Source organism: Parabacteroides goldsteinii, assembly GCF_020091425.1.
In the GTDB taxonomy this organism is placed as follows: Bacteria; Bacteroidota; Bacteroidia; order Bacteroidales; family Tannerellaceae; genus Parabacteroides; species Parabacteroides goldsteinii.
The window spans coordinates 451,202-471,868 of sequence record NZ_CP081906.1; the positions used below are offsets into that span (position 1 = coordinate 451,202).

Annotated in this window: 12 protein-coding genes, 1 pseudogene and 1 CRISPR repeat array; of the genes and pseudogenes, 6 read left to right on the forward strand and 7 right to left on the reverse strand. The window is 41.8% G+C overall.

Annotation, left to right across the window (positions count from 1 at the left end):
* Window positions 1-6: 6 nt before the first annotated feature.
* From cas8c to istA, 4 genes and pseudogenes are all read right to left on the reverse strand, one after another.
* Window positions 7-1,761, reverse strand: a pseudogene (cas8c, locus tag K6V26_RS02770) (type I-C CRISPR-associated protein Cas8c/Csd1).
* Window positions 1,758-2,438, reverse strand: a complete 681-nt coding sequence (cas5c, locus tag K6V26_RS02775; protein WP_224264544.1) for a type I-C CRISPR-associated protein Cas5c — start codon at window positions 2,436-2,438, stop codon at window positions 1,758-1,760. The pseudogene cas8c and the gene cas5c overlap by 4 nt, the downstream one beginning before the upstream one ends.
* Window positions 2,439-2,822: 384 nt before the next feature.
* A CRISPR array of direct repeats spans window positions 2,823-3,117; the repeat unit is 32 nt; unit sequence GTTTCAATCCACGCACCCGTAAAGGATGCGAC.
* 124 nt (window positions 3,118-3,241) lie between these two features.
* Complete coding sequence (istB, locus tag K6V26_RS02780; protein ID WP_224263458.1) at window positions 3,242-4,033, reverse strand: IS21-like element helper ATPase IstB; 792 nt, start codon at window positions 4,031-4,033, stop codon at window positions 3,242-3,244.
* Window positions 4,030-5,562 (reverse strand): IS21 family transposase, encoded by a 1,533-nt coding sequence (istA, locus tag K6V26_RS02785; protein WP_224263457.1) that lies wholly within the window; start codon window positions 5,560-5,562, stop codon window positions 4,030-4,032. The genes istB and istA overlap by 4 nt, the downstream gene beginning before the upstream one ends.
* 654 nt (window positions 5,563-6,216) lie before the next feature.
* Between istA and K6V26_RS02790 the strand changes: the two genes are divergently transcribed.
* Entirely contained in the window at window positions 6,217-7,503 is a 1,287-nt protein-coding gene (locus K6V26_RS02790) for an MATE family efflux transporter (RefSeq protein ID WP_224264545.1), read from the forward strand.
* 67 nt (window positions 7,504-7,570) lie between these two features.
* On the opposite strand, the gene K6V26_RS02795 is transcribed toward K6V26_RS02790, so the two are convergent.
* Genes K6V26_RS02795 through K6V26_RS02805 form a run of 3 tightly spaced genes read right to left on the reverse strand, consistent with a single transcriptional unit; the run spans window position 7,571 to window position 11,214 of the window.
* Entirely contained in the window at window positions 7,571-9,277 is a 1,707-nt protein-coding gene (locus K6V26_RS02795) for an acyl-CoA dehydrogenase family protein (RefSeq protein ID WP_224264546.1), read from the reverse strand.
* 4 nt (window positions 9,278-9,281) lie between these two features.
* Window positions 9,282-10,301, reverse strand: coding sequence for an electron transfer flavoprotein subunit alpha/FixB family protein (locus tag K6V26_RS02800; protein WP_224264547.1), 1,020 nt, complete (start codon window positions 10,299-10,301; stop codon window positions 9,282-9,284).
* Window positions 10,302-10,305: 4 nt separating this feature from the next.
* A complete protein-coding gene (locus tag K6V26_RS02805; RefSeq protein WP_186962000.1) occupies window positions 10,306-11,214 on the reverse strand; it encodes an electron transfer flavoprotein subunit beta/FixA family protein in 909 nt (302 codons plus the stop codon).
* Window positions 11,215-12,099: 885 nt separating this feature from the next.
* On the opposite strand from K6V26_RS02805, the gene K6V26_RS02810 reads away from it, so the two are divergent.
* From K6V26_RS02810 to K6V26_RS02830, 5 genes are all read left to right on the forward strand, one after another.
* Window positions 12,100-12,849 (forward strand): DNA-binding domain-containing protein, encoded by a 750-nt coding sequence (locus tag K6V26_RS02810; protein WP_122328482.1) that lies wholly within the window; start codon window positions 12,100-12,102, stop codon window positions 12,847-12,849.
* A 167-nt stretch (window positions 12,850-13,016) separates the two neighbouring features.
* Window positions 13,017-16,250, forward strand: coding sequence for a SusC/RagA family TonB-linked outer membrane protein (locus tag K6V26_RS02815; RefSeq protein WP_224264548.1), 3,234 nt, complete (start codon window positions 13,017-13,019; stop codon window positions 16,248-16,250).
* Window positions 16,251-16,270: 20 nt separating this feature from the next.
* Window positions 16,271-18,172: a RagB/SusD family nutrient uptake outer membrane protein gene (locus tag K6V26_RS02820; protein WP_224264549.1), complete on the forward strand. Its 1,902-nt coding sequence runs from the start codon at window positions 16,271-16,273 to the stop codon at window positions 18,170-18,172.
* Window positions 18,173-18,200: 28 nt separating this feature from the next.
* Window positions 18,201-19,370 (forward strand): DUF5000 domain-containing lipoprotein, encoded by a 1,170-nt coding sequence (locus K6V26_RS02825; protein WP_224264550.1) that lies wholly within the window; start codon window positions 18,201-18,203, stop codon window positions 19,368-19,370.
* A 25-nt stretch (window positions 19,371-19,395) separates the two neighbouring features.
* The gene (locus K6V26_RS02830) at window positions 19,396-20,517 is read left to right on the forward strand and encodes a DUF4998 domain-containing protein (RefSeq protein WP_224264551.1); all 1,122 of its coding nucleotides are present in this window, start codon (window positions 19,396-19,398) and stop codon (window positions 20,515-20,517) included.
* Window positions 20,518-20,667 lie beyond the last annotated feature (150 nt).

Consider the following 20,667-nt stretch of genomic DNA (forward strand, 5'->3'; position numbering starts at 1 on the left):
ATAGTATTAATTTTTTTCTTTATCTGTTGTTGTTTTATATAAATCTTCTCTTTGATGGTAATAACCGATTGCGAAACGCGATTGGTCGTCCATTGATAAATATTTAGGTAACCCGTTACTATCCAGATCAGTGATAACACTTTGCAATAACTTTTCATAATAAACAGATTTCCCTGTATCAAATTTTGCAAGATGGTGTCTGGATAAAGACAACAAGCGGCCGAATACAGTTGTCGGGGTTGTCGATGCTGCACCGTAGTAGCGTTCTTTAATCGTAGAATTAGCTCCCGGGATAGCATCACTCTGGATCTTTTCAAGGATAGCAAACAAGCGGCCACATAAGTACGCCTGGTTTTTATTTTCTAAATCTAGTGCCATTTGAATTTCTTTAGGTGGATTATTATGATTTCTGAATTTTCTATTTAAGTAGGCTTTGAGTATAGCGGCTCTTATCGACGTTATATTCCGGTCTGCTTTGATTCGTATCAGACATTGCATCTGCAATGTGGTTGGGTATGGCTGGTTGTCCCATATACTTTGGCTTAAATCGCTGGCTAAGCTGGGCGGCAGATTTTCCATTTTATTTAAGGATGCAACCTGGGTCAGTAAATTGAATAGAGAAAAATAGACTCTTTGATTCTAGCTTTTAATGATTTCCAGGTCCTTAAAATGTTGTCTGATATGGCTGGCAAATTCACCTACTGTTCCTTGTCGCCAGAATCTTATGGAAATACGGGCGGCATTAGGAGCTAAGCCTAAAATGTAAAAGGGTGTTTCATCCTCATCATTCAATACTCCGGAAGAAAGGGATTGAAGAAAGTCTCTGATAACTTCCGTATTTTTATCCGGATTATCTTTTGAAGGAGGTGCAAACATGAAACTGACACATTGCTCCAGTTTTGTCGGTTTCTGCGACCAGAAAACAACGGATGTGTCGTGTAAATGATATTTGTTGGAGGAGTCTTTTCCTAATAACGTATTTAATGCCGTGGTATAAGCAGCTTCAGCCTCTTTTGAAATAGGCGCGTTCATACCTTGTTCTTTATAATATGAATCGTAACCTGATTTCTTCTGAAAGCCGACCAGCTTTGCTCCGCTTTTGCCTCCGGGTATGGTAATGGCGCTATTGAGTATAGCTATCGGAGCCTTTTTTCCGGTAATAAGGCATATTCCTATCGGCTCATCCTTCTCCGAGCAATCTTCAGTGGATGATGTTACATCCGGATTTTCGGCTACGATAGTATTTTGTCCGGCTATTTTAAAGGATATGTTTGTCCCGTCTTTTTTGATGCATTCTTCCCATAACGGGTCCGTTTTTATACGTTGAAGATTCTCCGGGTTATCGTAAAATCCGGCTACAGCCTGAATGTCTTCATTGGAAGGATGTATTTCAGCAAGCCGCCTGACTTCCTGAACAAAGGATTTATGTTGTTTAGCGGCATCATCCAGTGCTTTTGGCATTCCTTTATCATCCGTATTTTTAGGTTGGGCTAATACATATCCGAAATGGTCCCAAAATACATTTGCAGTTTGCCAACTGTTGCTGCCAGTACGCCCTTTACTTTTAACAACCAGATATTTTTTTGCTCGTTTTTGTTTTCCTACCCCCTCGGTGGTGTCCTGTAGTTCCAAAAACTTTCCTTTTTTATCTATCAGAATAAGATAAGGAATTTCTTTCCATTCTAATCCGCGGGGAGCGATGGTGCTCTCCGGATCAGCGGCTTTACGCTGGTAGTATTCGTATAATGCTTGCAGAATCATCGGCGTACCTCCTCACTGTTAATTGATGGAACGACCAAGACTCCTTGTTTCATTATTGCACGGAAGAACATTGGTTTCGGATCTTTTTCGTTTGTGAAATCCATATCATATAGCATATATCCTAAATCGCGGTCTTCGGGTATTCCGTTTCCTTTTACCGGATTTTCGATGTATGTGAAATCAGCGGAGAACTCACGGCAACCTAAATAGGGTTGATTGAAACATTGTCCTTTTTTAGCTCTGCGCTCGAACATTGCATTATATTTACCTGGATTTTCGTCAGAAGACCCAGCTGTCGCTTTCGACTTATCTTCTTCTGTTCTATTCCTTATAGGTATAAATTCCAGTTCCGCGAAAATTCTGTAACAAACATCTTTCAGTAATAAACTGGATTTTTGTTGCCGATTATCTTCAATGAATAACCCGGATGCACGAGGACTCATCAGGTTCCCGACCTCATTCCTTTTAAAGGAAAACCATTTAATGGGATTTAAAACTTCTATCCGGGTTATGTTCCATCGTATAGCAGGTTTCCAAAAGATAGCTTCAAAGATAGCACGTGCAGCAGAGGGAGTTATCACATCATAGCTGACTCTTTCGACTTTCATTTCAGGTCTGGTAAAACAGGCCATGCTTCCTTTAACCTCAAGACAGTATTCTTTATTCGTGTATACCATAAGTTTAGGTTAACAAATTGTGAATAATAATATAGGTGTCCACATTTTGAGAAATATACTTTCTCTGTTATTCCTATTTCACAAAGTTATGTTTTATTTTTTAATGAACTAAGCTTTCATGCTTTAATTTACAATGGAAGGCAAATTAATTTGATTTAGTAGAGGTAAATGACATAAGAACAGTCTATTGATGAATAATGACATTTTCTTTTTGTGGTCGTTTGTATTTTGTTTATAATTATACTTAGTATAGTAATTCTTAGTAATGAAACGAACTCACTAAGTAGATTGAAACGATGATGATTTGAACGCTCTGAAAAAGGAACGTGTCGCATCCGTAAAGGATGCGACATAGATACTGTTCGTACAGGGTACTCGTTGCAGGTTTCAATCCACGCACCCGTAAAGGATGCGACAGTCTGAGCATCAATCTTGGCTCCTAAGATGTTGTTTCAATCCACGCACCCGTAAAGGATGCGACGCAGGATTACCAATAAAATTATAATATGGCAAAGTTTCAATCCACGCACCCGTAAAGGATGCGACCGCCTTGGCTTCTTTGTCTTTTGCTTCTGCATTTGTTTCAATCCACGCACCCGTAAAGGATGCGACGTCGTGCTGAGATACCGACAATTATGCTATTTGATGTTTCAATCCACGCACCCGTAAAGGATGCGACACAATCAGCAATATTACTTTAAATGTAATAAGCAAATTTTAAATCGTCATTTTTCGGTAAAGTTAAATCACCATCTAATAATAGAGACTATCAGTTTATACTATTGATTACATTTTAATGTCGGTCATCTTTGGCTGGGGGTACCCCCAGCCAAAGATGTGTCTTTTTCCTCTTCAAAAATGGATTTTCGGTTTCCCATCCGGTAGCTTTGCCCGGTGAGTTTTATGACCTCGCAGTGATATAACAGCCTGTCCAGTATTGCTGAAGCCAGCACTTCGTCATCCAGCGTTTTGGCCCATTCGGTGGGTGCCTTGTTCGTGGTAATTATCAGTGAGGCTTTCTCGTGAAGCGTGTTGATCAGATTGAAGAATCCTGCGGCATCCTCTTTTTTCACCGGGAAGAGCATTATGTCATCGATGGCTACCAAGTCGGCTTTGAGCAGACGGTTGTATGCGCTCATGGCCGAAGGCATCAGCGTTTTCATCTTGATGGTGTTTATGACATCCTCCATCGTGACCATATACGCCTTGTATCCCTGCCCCACAGCTTCGTACACAAGTCCTGCGGCGATAAAGGTCTTACCTGTTCCGGAAGGTCCCATGAGTATCAGGTTGTAATTCTGTTCGAGCCACCCCAGCCGGCGCAGTTCACGCAATCTTGGTGCGGTTATACCTTGCGAGTAGTTGTGGTCGAAAAGGTCGAGGTCGTGTCTTGCCGGCAAGGCCGCCGCTTTCAGCCGCCGTTGGAAGTCCTTGCTGTCTCTTTCCTGAACCTCGCGGGAGAGCAGGTCATGCAGGAACTCGACATGGTTTTTTCCCTGCTCCTGCGCCAGATGAGCTTCTGATTCCAGCAGGCGTGGCAGAGCGTACAGGCGCAGACGCGAGCACAGGTTTTTGATTTGTTCGTTTGTTATCATACGAAAAGGGTGTTAAAGGTGGATATGTCTGTTTTCTCGGGGATCATGGCGGATGTATCAGCCCCGGGAACCGGCTCGGTTTCCGTCCGGACCTCAATGGGGGGTTCTCCTTTACGGATCCTGAGGGTCTCGGCTACCTCCATCAGGCTGCATCCGTTGAAGACACCTGCTTTAAGGCACTCGTCAAAAGCTTCGGTAAGCGTGATGTCCGAGTATGCCGCGTGGCGCCGGACTATAAACTGGAGGTTGTCGCGGTAATTACGGGCCTTATGCACACGTAGTTGTAATAAATATGTATCAATCACCGTGCTTGCGGGAAGTTCTTTGCGTACAAAAGCCTCATAATCATCCAGCGAGGCTTCGCGGTCACGCCGGTGGGAGGTATTGCTTACCAGACGCCCCTTATCTCCGCTTATTTTGTGAACGGCAAGGGTTTTGCCTGTCTCATGGCTGTAGATATATAGCCGGCCTTCTTTTTCTTCGATATAGACCAGCGTCTGATGGCCGTGGTAGGTGCCTGTGGGAACGCTGTAATAATTGCCCCGGTAGGTTATCACGTTGTCCTTTCGCACGTGATGCGGCAAGAGGGTTTCGCAAGGAACAGTCGGGACTCCCTTATAAGGCATGAGGTGTCCTTTTTCCGTCTCAAACTCCTCAGACGGGACACGACGTATGCCGTGATGTTCCGTGCCGTTGGCCGTGCGTTCCAACCAGCCAAGGACTTCCTTGTTGAGCAGGTCCATGTCAACCAACTCGCGGCCGCGAAGGAAGTTGTATTTCACATATTTGACGACATTCTCTATCTTACCTTTGCTCTGGGGATCGGATTTGCGACAGAACACGGGTTCAAAGCCATGTTCACGGACAAGGGTGCGGAAAACGCGGGTAAGCACCAGGTCACCAAGGTTTTCATTGACAAGAAACACCTTGTCCTGGTCATAAACTATTTTTCGGGGTACTCCCCCGAAGAACTCGAAAGCCAGTTCATGGGCATAAACAGCAAGAGCGGTGGTAAACGGTGTACGGCTAAAGTAGACGAACTTATACCTGCTGCGGCTCAGACACATCGCAAAGAAATACACTTTTAAAGACTGTCCCTGAAGTGTCTTCATCCACCGTTCACCGAAGTCGCATTGGGCGTATTCGCCATAGGGAGTCTCGGGTTGCTTCTCGTAGGGGCGGTAACTCTTTTCAAACTCCTTGGGAAGATGGTGCGTTAAACGCAACCGGTTGACGAAGTTGAAGACCGTTTTGGGGGTTACGCAGGGAAGATCCGAAAAATGCTCTTTCAAGCGGTCATGGAGTTGCGGAGCGGACAAAAAAGGCCACTTGCGCAACTCATTGACTACATAAGATTCATAGCCGTCAAGTTTATGACCGTAATGACGGTCATAGCTCTGGCTGGAAATGAACTCTTCTTCTGTCATGGACAGATACTTGGCCACCGTTTGACGGTGAAGACCTAAGGATTGACCTATTTGTGTCTTATTTAGGCCATCTGAAAATAATTCGTTAACTTTGTACCACATCAGATACTTCTTTAATTGGGAAGTCTCGGTCATAGCATTGTAATTAGTAGTTCGCACCACAAAATTACAATGCTATTTTTTTTAGAATCATGTCGATTTTACTTTTCCGATTTTTGACGAGACAAAGTTACCGATTACATTTAAACAATCATAATATGTTTCAATCCACGCACCCGTAAAGGATGCGACAGGCTTATCAGATTACATTCAATGAGTTGACATTGTTTCAATCCACGCACCCGTAAAGGATGCGACTAAGCGATAGATATAGTACTTTCTTTTTTATTGTTTCAATCCACGCACCCGTAAAGGATGCGACGGTGCCATCTACAAAACCTTTCGCATATACCTGTCGTTTCAATCCACGCACCCGTAAAGGATGCGACTCCATGTTTATGGAAAGCTTTATTGATAACATTTTCAGCATATAATTTTGCGAATAATAAAGTGTACAAATAATAGGTATTTGTATAGTTATTAATAATATTGTAAATATCAGAATAACAGGGAGTGCGAACATCCTGTGTTTTTACAACCACTTTGGGTTCGCGTTTTATCTGTTATTGAAACATTGTTGCGTTATAATGTTATATATAAAGTAATCCGTAACTTTGCTTACAAATTTAAGAATAAGCTTTTGGTATATACAATAACATGAACAAAAAAATTCTTCAATTAGCAATACCTTCTATTGTTTCGAATATAACCGTGCCTTTATTGGGACTGATTGATGTCGCTATTGTCGGTCATTTAGGATCGGCGGCTTATATCGGGGCGATTGCCGTAGGAGGGATGCTATTCAATATTATTTACTGGCTGTTTGGTTTTTTGCGGATGGGGACGAGTGGTATGACTTCGCAGGCTTTTGGACAGCGTGACCTGAAAGAGGTGACACGTGTTTTGTTACGGGCAGTGGGAGTGGGGCTGTTTATCGCTTTATGTTTGTTGCTGCTTCAATATCCGATCCGGAAAATAGCCTTTCTTTTGATAGATGCTACCCCGGAGGTGCGCGAACTGGCTACGGTTTATTTTAATATTTGTGTATGGGGAGCACCTGCCGTATTGGGACTTTATGGCTTTGCTGGGTGGTTTATCGGCATGCAAAATTCACGTTTCCCGATGTTTATAGCGATTACACAGAATGTGGTGAATATCGTTGCCAGCCTTTCTTTCGTGTATTTGCTGGATATGAAGATAGAAGGAGTGGCGTTGGGAACGTTGATTGCTCAGTATGCCGGACTTTTTATGGCTTCGTTGCTTTGGCTTCGTTATTACGGGCGACTGAAGATTGCTTTTCGTTGGCAGGAGATAATCGGTAAGACAGCTATGAAGCGTTTCTTTCAGGTGAATAGCGATATCTTTTTCCGTACATTATGTTTGGTGGCTGTTACTACCTTTTTTACATCGACAGGTGCACGGCAGGGAGATGTCGTATTGGCTGTTAATACGTTGTTGATGCAGCTGTTTACGCTATTTTCTTATATAATGGATGGCTTTGCCTATGCCGGTGAAGCGATGACCGGACGTTATATCGGCGCACGAAACAATACTGGATTACAAAGGATGATTCGTTTGCTATTCCGTTGGGGATGGGGATTGTCGTTGTCTTTTACGATTCTATATATGATAGGTGGACAAGATTTTCTGGGATTGCTGACGAATGATACAACAGTCATTAATGCTGCCGGAAGTTATTATTATTGGGTTTTGGCTATTCCCTTGGCTGGCTTTGCCGCTTTCCTTTGGGACGGTATCCTGATTGGTGCAACAGCTACCCGGTTGATGCTTTATTCGATGCTGGTGGCTTCGGGACTGTTTTTTGTGGTCTATTATCTCTTTTACGGTGTGATGGGAAACCATGCCTTATGGATGGCATTCCTGATCTATTTATCATTAAGAGGGATTATGCAATGGATATTATGGCATTCTTCTCATCGGTAATATCTGAAAAAAGCCGGATATCAGAATAAAGATGATATCCGGCTTTTTTATGGAGAGACAATACTTATTATTGTCTGTAGTTTACTAATTCCTCAGCGTTGAACTTTTCGATGAAGCTGTTGTGTTTTTCTACTTCGGCTTCTGTATAGTTCAAGTATACTACGGCTGATTTACTGAATAATTCAGGTGCTTTTGTTGCATCCTGGATCAACAGGTGAGCCATGACGCAGTCGGCAGCCATTTCATAAAGGCGGCGGGCAACGAAGTCCAGTAATTCCTGATTTTGCGCTTCCTTCACTTTGTTCATGCATGCTTCGAGCTTGTTGGCCATTTCTACCAGTCGTGCTTTCAGCGGTTCCATTTCCGCAGAACATGGGATTGTTTCGAATTCGCGGATGGTTGCCAGATAAGAACCGTTTGTTACATAACGGATAGCGGCAACAGTCTGCAACTGTGTCGTACCTTCGTAGATTGAAGTGATACGGACATCACGATAAATACGCTGGCAAGCATATTCCAACATGAAACCTGATCCGCCGTGAATCTGGATACAGTCGTACGCATTCTGGTTGGCGTATTCAGAGTTCATACCTTTTGCCAACGGGGTGAATGAATCAGCCAGTTTTGCATATTTCTTCTGTTCCTGACGTTCTTCCGGAGTCAGTTTGCGTTCGTGTGAAATATCATCCAGCGCTTTGTAGATATCCACATAGCGTGAAGTCTGATACAACAGTGCACGACCGGCATCCAGCTTCGCTTTCATGATAGACAGCATATCGTAAACTGCCGGGAAGTCGATGATCGCTTTGCCGAACTGTTTACGTTCTTTGGCATAAGCCATTCCTTCATTGTAGGCAGCCTGGCTCAAACCGACAGATTGTGCAGCGATACCCAGGCGGGCACCGTTCATCAACGCCATAACATATTTGATCAAACCTAATTTGCGGTCGCCGCAAAGTTCGGCTTTTGCATTCTTGTAAACCAATTCGCAAGTAGGAGAGCCGTGGATACCCAACTTGTTTTCAATGCGGCGAACGTCTACACCACCCTGCTTCTTGTCGTAGATGAACATAGACAAACCACGTCCGTCTTTCGTTCCTTCTTCCGAACGGGCCAGTACCAGGTGAAGGTCTGCATCACCATTGGTGATAAATCGTTTTACACCATTCAGGCGCCAGCAGTTTTCTTTTTCGTCGAAGGTAGCTTTCAGCATGACGGATTGTAAATCAGAACCGGCATCCGGCTCGGTCAGGTCCATAGACATGGTTTCTCCGGCGCAGATACGCGGGATGAAACGGTTATGCTGGTCTTCGTTTCCGAATTCATATAATGTTTCGATACAATCCTGTAGAGACCAGATGTTTCCGAATCCGGCATCGGCGGCGGCAACGATTTCGGCACACATGGTGTACGGAGTGATCGGGAAGTTCAAACCACCGAAACGACGCGGCATGGTCATTCCGTTCAGGCCGGCTTTCACCATGGCATCCAGGTTCTGTTTTGTTCCGGAAGCATATTCCACACGTCCGTTAGCGCAGTGAGGACCTTCTTCGTCAACACCTTCGGCGTTGGGAGCAATGATCTCTCCGGTGATTTCCCCGGTGATTTCAAGCACTTTATCGAATGAATCCATTGCATCGGCATAATCCTGCGGTGCGTAATCGAACTCTTCTTTATCTCTGTAATTGCGTTCTTTCAGTTCGCAAATACGTTCCATCATCGGATTGTTCAAGTGATACTTGAGTTCCGGTATGTCTGTATAATAATTTGCCATCTCTTTACTTGCTGTTCTGTTTGTAATATTTAATCATCTTCGGGATCACTTCTTCAACTGTGCCGTTGATAACATAGTCGGCGATCGTGTTGATCGGAGCGTTCTCGTCGTTGTTGATAGAGATGATGATACCTGCATCCTGCATACCTGCAATGTGCTGTATCTGTCCGGAGATACCGCAAGCGATATATAATTTCGGACGAACTGTTACACCTGTCTGGCCGATCTGACGGTCGTGATCGCAGAAACCGGCATCGACGGCTGCACGGCTGGCACCTACTTCGGCGTGAAGTTCTTTAGCCAGTTCGAACAATTTGTCGAATCCTTCCCTCGAACCCATTCCGTAACCGCCGGCTATGACGATCGGAGAGCCTTTCAGGTTGTGTTTTGCCTTTTCTACGTGGCGGTCGATCACCTTTACTACATAATCCGTTTCCGGAACGAATTTAGCTACGTCGTGTTTTACCACTTCGCCTTTATAATTTGCGTCCAGGATTTCTTTCTTCATCACACCTTCGCGAACGGTAGCCATCTGGGGACGGTGTTCGGGGTTGATGATGGTAGCAACGATGTTACCGCCAAATGCCGGACGAATCTGGTACAGCAGATTTTCGTAAGTGATACCTGCTCTTTTATCTTCGTGAGGACCGATTTCCAATGAAGTACAGTCGGCAGTCAGACCGCTGGTCAGTGCAGATGATACACGAGGACCCAGGTCGCGACCAATAACGGTAGCGCCCATCAGGCAGATCTGAGGTTTTTCTTCCTTGAACAAGTTGATCAGTACGGAAGAGTGGGGCAGGGAAGTGTAAGGGAACAAGCCCGGTGCATCGAACACATGCAGTTTGTCGACGCCATAAGGCAACACCTGGCTTTCTACACCTTCGAGGCCGCTACCGGCAACAACTGCTTCCAGCTGGCAGCCTAACTGATTCGCTAACTTACGACCTTTGGTCAGAAGTTCGAGACTTACATCGGCAACGGTTGTGCCTTCAATCTCACAATATACAAATACGTTATTCATAATCTTATCCGATGGTATGGTTAGCTAACAGTTCAACAATCATATCTTCTATATCTTTGTCCGAGCCGGTCAGCGTTTTACTTTCCTTAGCCTGGAACACGATATTCTGTATAGTCTTTACCTTTGTAGGTGAGCCGGATAATCCGCATTGAGGCAGGTCGCCGTTCACATCAGCCACACTCCATTCGGGGATGTTCAGATACGGGCGTTTTTCGTATAGTTCAGGATACTGAATAGCTTGCGGGCCATTGGGGTGGCAGGCTGTCGGTTGAGCCGCTTTTTCCTGTGCTCCCATGGCACGTTTGTATTTCTGTACCAGTTTGGCGTTACGCGGACGACAGGGAGCTGCCGAGCCGTTTACTGTGATTACGATAGGCAGCGGGCCTTCTACGGTTTCCACGCCTCCGTCGATATGACGTTTTACGGTGATACGGCGTGCTGCTTCATCCACGTTCAGGATTTCTTCAGCATAGGTGATTTGTGTCAATCCCAGCTTTTCAGCTACCTGGGGACCTACCTGTGCAGTATCTCCGTCGATAGCCTGACGGCCACCGATGATAATATCGTACTCGTTAATTTTTTTGATAGCCGTAGCCAGGGCGTATGATGTTGCCAGTGTATCGGCTCCTGCAAAGGCACGGTCGGTTAACAAAAAGCCGCCGTCTGCTCCGCGGTATAAACCTTCACGGATGATTTCGGCGGCACGTCCCGGTCCCATAGTCAGTAATGTAACAGTCGATCCGGGGTAGGCATCTTTCAGGCGCAGTGCCTGCTCCAATGCGTTCAGGTCTTCCGGGTTAAAGATGGCGGGAAGGGCGGCACGGTTTACCGTTCCGTCTTCTTTCATCGCATCCTTTCCCACGTTGCGTGTGTCCGGAACCTGTTTCGCTAAAACAATAATTCTTAAACTCATATTAATAGGAATATTAGATTTCTATTGTCTGAAAATTAATTGGTAATTAGTAAAAAAATTACCGATTGCAAAAGTAGTCAAACATTCTTTATCTCAAAGAACTTTAACCTGAAATCTGCACACTTTAGGGTTTTTTGAGCACCCAGACTGCACCTTTGTTGTTTTTGACATAAGCTGTTCATTCGCTATTTTAAGGGAAAAGTTCAATAGTTATGTAATATCCGATTTTTACAAATATTTAAAATGTAAGTTTAAAGAATGCTGAGGTATGGCAAATCGAAAGATTGTACATCTAATCGAAAGATTGTGCAAATAATTAAAAGCTGGTTACATATATAATATATGATGAAATAACTTGATGTTTAGTTGATTTTTTTGATGTGTACTAAAGTTTCAGTTTTTAATATTTAGATAATTTCTCCCGAAATTATCATATCTGTATGGAAGATTATATAACCGTATTTTTTCATCTGAGTTACTGTAGTCTTAGCAGAACTATGGTATTGTTTTAGGTTATTTAATTAACAATGCAAAAATACAGAGCTTTCTAAGAATAGAAAATAGACTTTCATTCTTTGATAATGGATTATCTTTCGAAACAGCTGATAAAGTACAAATAAATATAAACTTTCAAAATCTGTATTTCAAAATATTTAATTTGAGATTGTAATGTTTATTCAGTTGTTTGATGTGTTTATTTTCAAAGAATGAGTTGAGATATCCAATCTGAGTTTTATTGTCATAATATACGACTTCTATTGAATAAACTTCCAGAATATGTAGATGGATACCATAGTTCTGCTAAGACTATTGCTTTTTTAGGTTGTAGGATTTACAATATTTAATACAAACCAGAAAGATTAGTCTTTCACAATTTGAGCTATTATGCAAAACAAATTAAAAGGATGGATCGTACCCAATAGTGTGACGAAAGATCCCAATGACAAGATTCTGATTCTTGATGCTGCCGGAAATGTTGGTCTTGAACAGGTGTACAAAGAAATGCGGGAAGAGGATACCGGTTTAAGACAAGAAACACTGGTACACGTTGTTAGCCTTTACGAACGTATCATAGCCCGTTTTCTGATGAATGGTTACAATGTGAATACTGGATTGTTTTATGCGGTTCCGCGTTTTACCGGTCTGATAGAAGGAGGACGTTGGAATCCTGAAAAGAACAGTATTTATGTATCCTTCAATCAGGATAAAGTATTGCGGGAAGAAATTGCCAAAACCCAGGTGGTTATACAAGGTGAGAAAAATGATGTCATGTATATCCTGGAAACAGAAGACAAGAAAACCAAATTGAAAGATGGTAGTATGACTCCCGGACGGAATTTTGTGATTCGCGGTGCATATTTGAAGGTTGTAGGTGATGATGCTTCTGTGGGTATCGTTATTCGTAATAAGGAGAACGATACTGTGACAAAAGTGACTGAGGATATGTTTGCTACTAATAACCCTTCGGAGCTGATCTTTTTAGTCCCTACTGAACTGACCGACGGCGAATATGAACTGACCGTAACCACACAATATACAAAAGGTACAGGAATAACCTTGAAAACCCCTCGTTCTGTCTCGATTCCGGTACATGTAGGAACGGGAGGAGGAAGCGACCGTCCGGAAATTGAATAATTTTATCGCAATAGAATATTTTACTGTCTTTTATCTGGAGATACCGTTATCGCCATGCCGGAGACAGTATTGCCTCCATACAGGAGATAGTACTGTCTCTTCACGGAAGTAAGACTTAGAGAAAGAGAAGATAACCTAATTTATATTTATCCTAAAAATTATACATTATGAAGCAAAAAGTACTCTTAGGACTTTTTGTCTCCCTGCCATTTGTTTGTACAATTCCGGTATTTGCTGCCGGAAATATACCTGCAACAGAGAAGAGAGACATTCAAATCAGTCGCTATGATGAGGAAAGAAACAGGATCGAACCGTTAGTCGGCCTTGTTTCACAGAACTCGAAAAAAGTAAAAGGTAAGATTTCTGACACCGGTGGTGATCCGCTACCTGGTGCTACTGTGCAAATCAAAGGAAGTACGAAAGGTGTGATTGCTGACGTAGATGGAAATTTCGAGTTCGATGGAGTTAATACCAATGCGGTACTGGTTGTTTCCTTCATTGGTATGGAAACGAAAGAATTGACTTATAAGGGAGAGGGGTTCCTGAATATCGTGATGGAGCCGAAAGCAGATGAGTTGGAAGAAGTAACGGTAGTTGCTTTTGCCAAGCAGAAAAAAGAAAGCGTGGTTTCTGCCATCACAACGGTAAAACCGGCAGAACTGAAAATTCCGAGTAGTAACTTGACCACAGCCTTTGCCGGTCGTGTAGCAGGTTTGATTTCTTATCAGACAAGTGGTGAACCAGGGCAGGATAATGCCAACTTCTTTATTCGCGGTATCACGACTTTTGGAGCAGATGCGAAAAAAGATCCTTTGATTCTGATTGACGGAATCGAATTGAGTACCGATGACCTGGCTCGTTTGAACACCGATGACATCGCCAGCTTTACAATCATGAAAGATGCAACGGCTACAGCATTGTATGGTGCGCGTGGTGCAAATGGTGTTATCTCCGTAACAACAAAAGAAGGACGTGAAGGTAAGGTCGCAGTGAATGTCCGTATTGAAAATTCATTTTCTACTCCAACTAGCCGGGTCGATCAAGCGGATCCGGTTACCTACATGCGGATGCAGAATGAGGCAATTAAAACACGTGATCCGTTGGGGTTAGCTTTATATTCTCAGGAAAAGATAACCATGACTGAACGTGGGTTATATCCGGATATTTTCCCTTCGACAGACTGGTATAGCACCATGTTCAAAGATTTGACTATGAATCAGCGTGCAAATATCAGTGTGAGTGGTGGCGGTACGGTTGCTCGTTATTATGTGGCGGCCAATATGACACGGGATAATGGAAATGTGAAGGTTGATAAACGTAATAATTTTAACTCGAATATCAATTTGATGAAATATACAATTCGCTCAAATGTGAATGTGAACTTGACTAAAACGACAGAACTGGTTTTGCGAATGAGTGCTGCGTTTGATGATTATTCAGGGCCTATTGGCGGTGGTAGTGGTATGTATACTCATGTGATGCAGGCTAATCCTGTTTTGTTTAAACCATATTATGAACCGGATGAAAAATATGCCCATGCTAATCATATTTTATTTGGTAATTATGGAAGTGCTAACTATGTTAATCCTTATGCGCAGGCTTTAAGAGGTTATAATGAGTACAGTAAGAATACGATGCTGACACAATTTGTGTTGAATCAGGATTTGAAAATGATAACAGAGGGTTTGACGGCTAGTGTGCTTGTCAATATGGATCGTTATTCAGAATATTCTGTAAATCGTGCATATAAACCATTTTATTATAGCATAGGATCTTATGATTTGCAGGCAAATTCTTATAAGTTGAATCGTTTAAATCCTAACGATGGTACGGAATGGATTAATTACGAACCAGGGCAGCGCTATATAAACAGTAGTATCTATTTGGAAGGAAAAGCAGAATATACCCGTTTATTTAATGATAAACATAATGTGAATGCTCTGTTGGTTTATACGATGCGCAATCAGAAATCCGGTATTGCGGATAATCTTCAATTGTCATTACCTTATAGAAATATAGGTTTAGCCGGTCGTTTGGCTTATAACTTCGATTCCCGTTATTTCGGAGAGTTTACTTTTGGTTATAATGGTTCCGAACGATTCTCAGAAAATAACCGTTGGGGCTTTTTCCCATCAGGGGCATTGGGATGGATGGTCTCTAATGAAGCGTTTTTTGAACCGTTAAAGGATGTATTTTCTCAATTTAAATTTAAGGGTTCTTATGGTATGTCCGGTCAGGATCAGATAGGAAGTGGGAATGATCGTTTTTATTACTTGTCAGATGTAAATATGAATGCAGACCGTAAAGTTAACTGGGGTACACAGATGAATTATAATCCCGGTGCTATTAGCTTCAATCGTTATGCCAATGATCAGATCGGTTGGGAGACTTCTTATAAAATGAATGTCGGATTAGAGGCTACGACAACTTTCGGTTTATCTGCTAATGTGGAGTATTTTACGGAACGTCGTGAAAATATATTGTTGGATCGTGTGATTCCTGCTACAATGGGTATCCTTCCGGCTGTAAAGGCAAACCTGGGAAAGGCAAAAGGGCATGGTGTCGATATGGAATTGAATTATGAGAAGAGTTTCAACAAAGACTGGTGGATGACAGGACGCGGTACTTTTACCTATGCCACGAGTGAAGCGGTAGAGTGGGAAGAACCGGATTATAGCTCTACTCCCTGGTTGTCAAAGATCGGAAAGTCTTTAGGACAGGAATGGGGATATATTGCAGAACGATTGTTTATTGACGATGAGGAAGTAAAAAACTCTCCGACACAGTTCGGTAACTATATGGCGGGAGATATCAAATATCGTGATGTGAATGGAGATGGTAAAATTTCAGAGTTGGATAAGGTTCCCATCGGTTATCCTACGACACCGGAGATCAATTATGGCTTTGGACTTTCTGTCGGCTATAAAGGACTGGATGCCTCTTTCTTTTTTCAAGGATCAGCCCGTCAGTCTTTCTGGCTTGACCAAAAGAAAATCACTCCGTTTATGGACGCTAATTCCGGTCAAAGTGATGACGATGGTTTGAAAGGTGAAAACCAGGTTTTGCAAGTAATTGCCGATAGTTATTGGTCGGAGAACAACCGTAATCCGTATGCATTCTGGCCCAGATTGTCGAATCAGTCTGTTGAAAACAACAATCAAAAGAGTACGTGGTTTATGCAGGATGCGACATTCCTTCGTTTGAAATCTGTAGAAGTAGGTTATACCGTACCACAGGTGTTAACAAAGAAAGTCAAGGTACAAAACTTACGTGTGTACGTAAGTGGAACAAACTTATTATGCTGGAGTAAATTCAAACTGTGGGATCCGGAAATGGCAGGAAACGGTTTGGGATATCCGATACAACGCGTCATTAATGTAGGTATTAATTTAGGATTCTAAAACAAGAAAAATAGTACAATATGAAATCAATTTATAAATATATCGTATGTGTTTGTACTGCATTGGCTGCAACATCCTGTGATTTTCTGGATGTGGTTCCTGACAATGTGGCTACCGAAGAGCATGCTTTTGCTGATCGCTACACTGTAGAAAAATATCTGGCTTCTTGTTATTGGAGAATGCCGAAGACTGCCAATTGGAATGAGAACCCGGGTATTCATGGTGCTATGGAAATGGTTTTTAATACAGAAACTACTCCTAACGGTATGAAAATGGGACTGGGGCAAGATAGTCCGACCAGTGCGCTAATGAATTATTGGGCTAGCGATTATTCGCTGTATGCCGGTATTCGTGATTGCAATACATTCATGGCAGGAATAGGTGATGTTAAAGATTTGGATGAATATGAGAAAAAACGGATGGTTGCCGAAGTCAAAATGCTTAAAGCCTATTTTCATTTCTATCTGCTGTCTTATTATGGACCTATTTGTCCATTACGTGAAAGTCCGGCTGTAAATGAATCCACTCAAGGAGTACGTGTTTATCGCGAAAAGGTGGATGATTGTTTTCAGTATGTTATTGATCTGATGGACGAAGTGATAGAAAGTGAAGCGTTACCATTGATCCTTTCTAATCCGACAACGGAGTTGGGACGTTTTACACAGCCTGTTGCCTATATGATGAAAGCAAAGATGCTTTTGTATTGGGCAAGTCCTTTGTTTAACGGAAATACGGATTATAACAGTTTTCTGGATCATAACGGAGAACCTTTTTTCAATCAGGTTTATGATGCCTCACGCTGGACAGTTGCTGCGGAGGCTTGCAAGAAAGCCGTAGAAATATGTGAGGCTGGGGGTGTTCGTTTGTATCAACCATCTGATTACATATCTGCAAAGAAATTGTCAGATCAGACTTTGCTGGTCCAGACATTGAGAGGCGTTATTAGCCACAGATGGAATGCCGAACTTATCTGGAGCAATACGTCTTATCCTGCTGGTCAATCTTTCCAATCAGAATGTTTTACCTTTTTTGAATCAGCTCTATCATTGAATACTGCCCAAAGAATGAGTGTTCCTTTATCGACAGTCGAATTGTTTTATTCAAATAATGGAGTACCTATTGAAGAAGACGTGACGTATGATTATACGAATCGTTATAGTTTGCGTACGGGGGATGAAGAGCATCGCTATTATATTCAGAAGGGAGAACAAACAGCTGTTTTGAATTTTGACCGTGAACCTCGCTATTATTCAACCTTAGGTTTTGACCGGGGTAAATGGTATGGAAACTCTTACAAGAATACACCGGATGATGATGCAGAATGTTTATATCCTAAAAATCGTTTCGGTGAATATTCTTCTGCAGGAGATCCGGGATATTATAATACAACCGGTTATTGGCCTAAAAAGTTGGTTTCTATTAATTCAGCTTATAGGGATCCGAATAGTTTGACATGGGAATCATATCCTTTCCCGGATATGCGTTTTGCCGATTTGTTGCTGATGTGTGCCGAGGCCTTGAATGAGTCGAAGGACGTTCCCGATGCGGAGGTGTATAAATATATAGATATGGTGCGTGAGCGTGCCGGATTGGAAGGCGTATTACAAAGTTGGCGTAAATATTCCAATCATCCGGAAAAACCGACAACAAAAGAAGGTATGCGTGAAATTATTCAGCGTGAGCGTAAGATTGAATTAGCCTGTGAAGGAAGCTATTATTGGGATAGTCGTCGTTGGAAAACAGCATTACAGGAACAAAATCGTTTGATTCAAGGATGGAATATAAATGCTTCTGATGCTGAAAATTATTATACGGTGACTCCTGTTTATGAACAGTCATTCTCTTTTAAAAACTATTTAGCTCCTATACCAGAATCGGATATTGTAAAGAATCCGCAATTGATTCAGAATCCGGGGTGGTAATCATTAATTTATATAATTGTATGAGTATATGAAAACAAAATATTTAAGTTTTATCCTATTACTGTTGGCTTTTTCTTCTTGTTCGGAGAAAGAACTGTCTCCCATTAGTGGTAGTTTAGGTAAGCCGGGAATTGTTACGGATGTTACAGTAGAACCTTTAGCCGGAGGTGCTACAATCTCTTATAAGATCCCCAATTCGGAAGATCTATTGGCCGTAAAATGTGTATATACTTTATCTGGTGATAGAGAAAATGAAGTAATGGTATCATATTATGAAAACAAACTGTTAATTCAAGGGTATAATGATACATTGGAGCATACTGCAACGCTTTATGCCGTAAATCGTGCACAGGAACTGTCTGATCCGGTGGAAGTAAAGTTTTACCCCAAAGAATCTCCGTTAAGCAAAGCGATAAAAACTGCAACAATTAAAGCTGATTTTGGTGGCGCAGGTTTTAGTTGGAGGAATTCAGACAAAGTGCCTCTCAATGTTGAACTTCTCGGGCCTGACTCTGTAGGTCAAATGTCGACATTGAATATTTTAACAAGCGATATTGAAAAAAATGCGTATAGTGTTCGTGGATATGCTCCGGAATTATCTAAATTCTCAATGATAATAAGCGATAATTTTAATAATTATTCAGATACACTTTCTGCAGAAGTTATCCCTTTGTTCGAAGAGAAATTGGATAAGAAGAAGATGCGTGTAATGCGCTTGGATAATGATGCCTCTTTTGCAGAATGGGGGTGTTTAGATGCTAATTTAATAGATGATGACGTTTTAACATTTGGTCATACCGCGAATAACACTATACCAGCTGCGGTGACATTTGATCTGGGGTGTTCAGCTAAACTTAGCCGATTTGTCATACATCAGCGTTTTTTTGGTGATACATATTATAATCAGGGAAATGTGAAGGAAATGGAAATTTATACATGCGACCATATACCCAGTCAAAGTGGAGATTGGAGTGAGTGGACGAAAATCAGAGATTTTGAGATTGTAAAGCCTTCCGGTTCTCCTGGTAATACTGTAACGGATTTAGATATGGAAGCAGCAAGGAACGGACATGAATGCTCATTTGATTTGTCACAACCTACCATGAGGTATGTACGTATACTTATTAAATCTGGTTGGTTAGGGCCCTCATATACGAGTTTTGCAGAAATAAGTTTTTATGGAAGTGTAGAGGAATGATTGATTCAATAAATAAGAAAAGATTATGAAAAGAATATATTGTTTAGCTGTTTTTGTTGCATCTGTTTTGTCTTTCACTTCTTGCGATGACTTTATGGATGTCCACAAAGAATATATTGAGGGTGGAGAGATTATTTATGCTCCCAAACCTGATACAATAAACTTTATTGCCGGTAAAGGTCGGATTCTGTTTAACTGCCGCACATACAATGCTCCGAATGTTCGGTCTATTGATATATATTGGAATGATGGACTAGATTCGCTGATCGTTCCTGTTGAATTGAAGACTGGTTATGATAGTATTTCTGTTATATTGGATAATATGGAAGAAAAATCTTATACGTTTGATGTTCGTACTACAGATAATTTCGGACATAAATCATTATATCTGACGGATTTTGGAACATCGTATGGCGAAATCTATCAATCAAGGTTAAGCGACCGCCGCATTAAAACGGTATCATTATCGGATAAAGGAGGTGTAGTTTCCTGGTATTTTGCTCCGGGTGACCTTGTTTGTAGTGAAATACGGTATACGAAGAATGATGGTTCGCAGTCGATAGTTGAAACTTCTTCAACAAAGGATGTTGTAGAACTTCCGGAGGTGAAACCCGGTTCTTCGATTGAATACAGGTCTTTGTTTATTCCGGAAACGGTAGCTATCGATACGTTTGCAACTGCATGGAAAACATTTGAAACCGTTATTCCAGAAGATTATAAATATGACAGTAGTTCATGGACTGTTTTGGCTGCATCAGATGAATCAGCAGATCATGGAGGAAGAGTCGCTTTGCTGGATGGAGATTTGAGTACTTTCTGGCATTCTGAATGGGAAACAGAAAGTGCGCCTCTGCCGCACTGGGCAGTAATCGATATGCAATCTCAGAAAAAAATCTCAAGGATCGAAATCTATCGCAGAGCCGGTAATACGGATACGAAGAGCGTGGAATTATATGTTTCTGATCAATCGAACGGAAATGTCGATGGATGGAAAAAAATAGGAAATGCAGTGTTTGTTGATGGTGATAGTCTTTCTATATCAATACCTGAATCGGCAGAACAGGGACGTTATTTGAAATTGTTACTTCCGGATAGTAATAATGAACCGTCTACAAGTGTTGCCGAGATTTATGTGTATGGAAAATAGATAATAGGTAAAGTTTTTTAGAGTGTTAAGGTTAAGTATCAGGTATGGATTTTAGCTTCGATTTAGCTTAAATCTATACCTGATTTCTTAAGATAGTCCATCTCGGTTAAATATAGTCTATTTTTTATTGAGAGGATTTGATATTTCTTT